Raw genomic sequence first — 3209 nt, forward strand, 5'->3', positions numbered from 1 at the left:
TTTTATCGCTGAAATAATTTTTTAATGATAAAATTAATGAGTTTATCAAAAACTATTAATTCTAAGAATTAATTTCAAATATAGCATCAATCTCTTTATAACAATTTTGTTTGTCATTATTTTTCAAAAAATAGTTCTTCCCAAAATCACTTATTTCTTCGTAAAAAAGCTCATTACTAAGCAGTTTTTCAATGTTATTTGCAAATTCTAAAGGGCTATTAGTTATCAAACAACCATTATCTGATTTATTGCTTAGACCATCATTTGCCCTTATATTACCTACCACTGGCAAACCAAAAGACATAGCTTCTATAACCTTAATTTTCAATCCAGTTCCTGATAACATTGGACAAATCGCAACTCTTGAAGTGGAATAATAATCATTCAAATTTTCAACAAATTCAACTTTTGTAACATTCACATAATCTTTTATATATTGGCAAATTTTTCCAATAGTTAGAATGCGAATCGAATTTCTAAGCAAGGGATAGACTTCTTTAAAAAACCAATCCGCAGCCAAAACATTATGAGAATTGCTACTTGCAACATATATCAAATCGAATTTTTTTTCTTCATTTACCGAACATAAATGATTCTCGATTATATGCGATAATGAAATAATTTCTTTATCTACAAATTGAGAAAACACATAATTTTCTTCAGTTGAAATCACAAATATCTTATCGAAATTACGAAGTATTTCTATTTCTTTTTGAAAATATCTTGCTAGATTAAAGCCTTTCACACTTTGAAACTGAGACGTCAAAAAATCGTGAGTATCAATGCAAAGTTTTGCGTTTTTTGTATAGGGAGTATCAATAACCAATCCTGCCCAATAAGCATAGGAAATGATAATATAATCATATTCATTTGACTTCAAAATTGCATTAAAACAAGCTTGATTGTTGATTCTTCTTCTATTAAAAGATTTTATTCTTCGAAAAATTTTATTGGGCAGAGAGTAGAAGAAAAAATATTTAATTTGGTTTTTACTTCTTTTAAACTGTTTCAATAAATACCCTTTACTGATGAGATTAGTATCTTCCATTTCTTTAATATCCTTTAAAGAAAAACTATCCGATGCAACACTAACGAAATCTAACGTTATTTTTCTATTTTGAAAATATTGCAATAAGGATAAGGCTCTAGCATTATTTCCTTGGGTAGTCGAAAGGGGGTTTTCAGGGTAGAAATATAAAATTCTCATTATTGTTTTTGTTTAGGTAAAACGAGCAGTACCGCTTTTATACATTTTTTTAAAACTTTCCAAGCTATTGGAAACTGCTTAATATAAATAACATCTTTAACCCTTCTTTCTTTTATCGTCGTAATGTATTTATAATCAGACAAAAAAGCAGAAAAATACTTATTCATTACAATTTCTGTTTCTAAACTTATGATCGATTTAGAATTAGGTCGTGACGAAATTCCATCATAATCATAATACGCAACTGTAATATCAATATGTTTATAAGAAATGTTTTTGATGCAGATACAATACACCATAAATTCCCAATCAGAAATAATGCTTAAATTTTCATTATAATAAAAGACTTCTTCAAAAAGAGTTCTTTTTATAAAGGAAGCTTGATGGCATAAGCTATTATGAGTGAAGAAGTAAAACGATAATTTATCAGGAAATGTGACAACTTCATCTTTACCACCTCTCATGAAAACAGCATCACCATAATACAAATCTTTATCTTCATCTATAGAGTCTACAACATTTTGAATTGTGTTGTTATCACACAAATAATCACCACTATTTAAAAATAATAAATATTCGCCCTTAGCCGCTCGAATCCCCTTATTCATCGCATTGTAAATTCCAGAATCGGGTTCTGAAACCCAATATTCGACTGAAGCATTATTTTTCTCTATCAATTCTTTGCTCCCATCAGTACTATTCCCATCAATGATAATGTATTCGAAGTCTTTGCTGGATTGAGAAATGACACTTTCAATTGTTTTTTCAAGGCCATTCTTATCATTATAATTAATTGTAATAATTGATATTTTTTTCATTTAGAATATTATTTAATTAAGGCCCTTGAATAAACTTCAAGACATTGTTTAGCGGCTTCATCCCAATCGAATTTTTTACTTTGCATCAGCCCTTTTTCGGAATAACTCTTTCTTAAATTCTCATCTTCTAACAATAAATTTATTTTATTTTTTAAATCATTCCAAATTTGTGGTTATTGAAAATTTGTGGATCAAAAAGTATTTTCACTTAGTATAATTATTAAGCAATTAAACTTTTAAACCATTGTAAACCTTTAATCATTTCAAATTGCTATTCATATGCTTCAACCAAAATTCCTTATTCCTTTCATATGGAAAATCGTCTCGATACCAAGCATGGCAGCCAAAAGGAAGTTGTCCTTGCTTATCATATAAAAAGGAAGGCTCTCTGTCCCAAGCAAAACCTAGTACATCAGAAATTGGAGGCACATGTATTTTGTTGTATTTTAAATTTAATTCCATAAATAACATATCCTCACCTTCTTTGAATTTAGTCACATAATATTTTAGATTATTCTTTCTCTTTAAAAACTTAAAGGGTATTTTAAACAAGCCTTTCAAAAAAGCTTTCCTTCCAAAAGCTAAATTCAACTTATTTTCCTCCGCAAGCTGTTTTAGAGATTTTAAAGAAGTATAAGGTGTCGAAAGAATCTTAATTAGTTTATCTATTTTCCGTAATGAAAACCCTCCATTTCCAGCATGCCAAATATTGGCTCCCTGTCTCGGATTTCCAGTATAGTCATCAAACCAAACACCGCCAATATAATCATATCCTTTGTTTGCCCAATACATCAATTCATCTCTAAAAACATAACAATCTGTTTGATATACAAGCATATATTCAAAAGAAATAAATGATTTATAAAATTCAGGATTCAGCATTAATTTATTATATCCCTTTATGTCATCAAAATAGAAATTATCAAAATAAGTGAAATTAGAAATTTCTGAAAAATTTTCTATGTAAAAATTTACATTTAATCCTTTAGGACAAACAAAAAAAATAGTATAATCTGAAAGCACCTTAACACATTGCTCAACAGATTGAACTTCAAAATCATTTAAAGTTTCTTTATAAATTGGGATTACGATACAAATTTCTTTTTTATTCATTTAATGGTTCCATATTAAACAAAAGTAAGCTTAAATGATTTATTATAAAAAAACTACAGCAATTGAATTAC

Annotated in this window: 3 protein-coding genes; all 3 read right to left on the reverse strand. The window is 28.0% G+C overall.

Annotation, left to right across the window (positions count from 1 at the left end; genetic code table 11):
• Positions 1-61: 61 nt before the first annotated feature.
• The 3 genes from ACIQ2X_RS14925 to ACIQ2X_RS14935 all read right to left on the reverse strand — a co-directional run bounded on the left by ACIQ2X_RS14925 (position 62) and on the right by ACIQ2X_RS14935 (position 3138).
• Positions 62-1207 carry a glycosyltransferase gene (locus ACIQ2X_RS14925; RefSeq protein ID WP_396179751.1) on the reverse strand — a complete coding sequence of 382 codons (1146 nt, stop codon included), beginning with the start codon at positions 1205-1207 and terminating at the stop codon, positions 62-64.
• Positions 1207-2025 (reverse strand): glycosyltransferase family 2 protein, encoded by an 819-nt coding sequence (locus ACIQ2X_RS14930; protein ID WP_396179753.1) that lies wholly within the window; start codon positions 2023-2025, stop codon positions 1207-1209. The genes ACIQ2X_RS14925 and ACIQ2X_RS14930 overlap by 1 nt, the downstream gene beginning before the upstream one ends.
• Before the next feature lie 258 nt (positions 2026-2283).
• Complete coding sequence (locus ACIQ2X_RS14935) at positions 2284-3138, reverse strand: DUF5672 family protein (RefSeq protein WP_396179754.1); 855 nt, start codon at positions 3136-3138, stop codon at positions 2284-2286.
• Between the last annotated feature and the right edge of the window lie 71 nt (positions 3139-3209).

Source organism: Flavobacterium sp., from assembly GCF_044368625.1.
Classification (GTDB): Bacteria; Bacteroidota; Bacteroidia; order Flavobacteriales; family Flavobacteriaceae; genus Flavobacterium.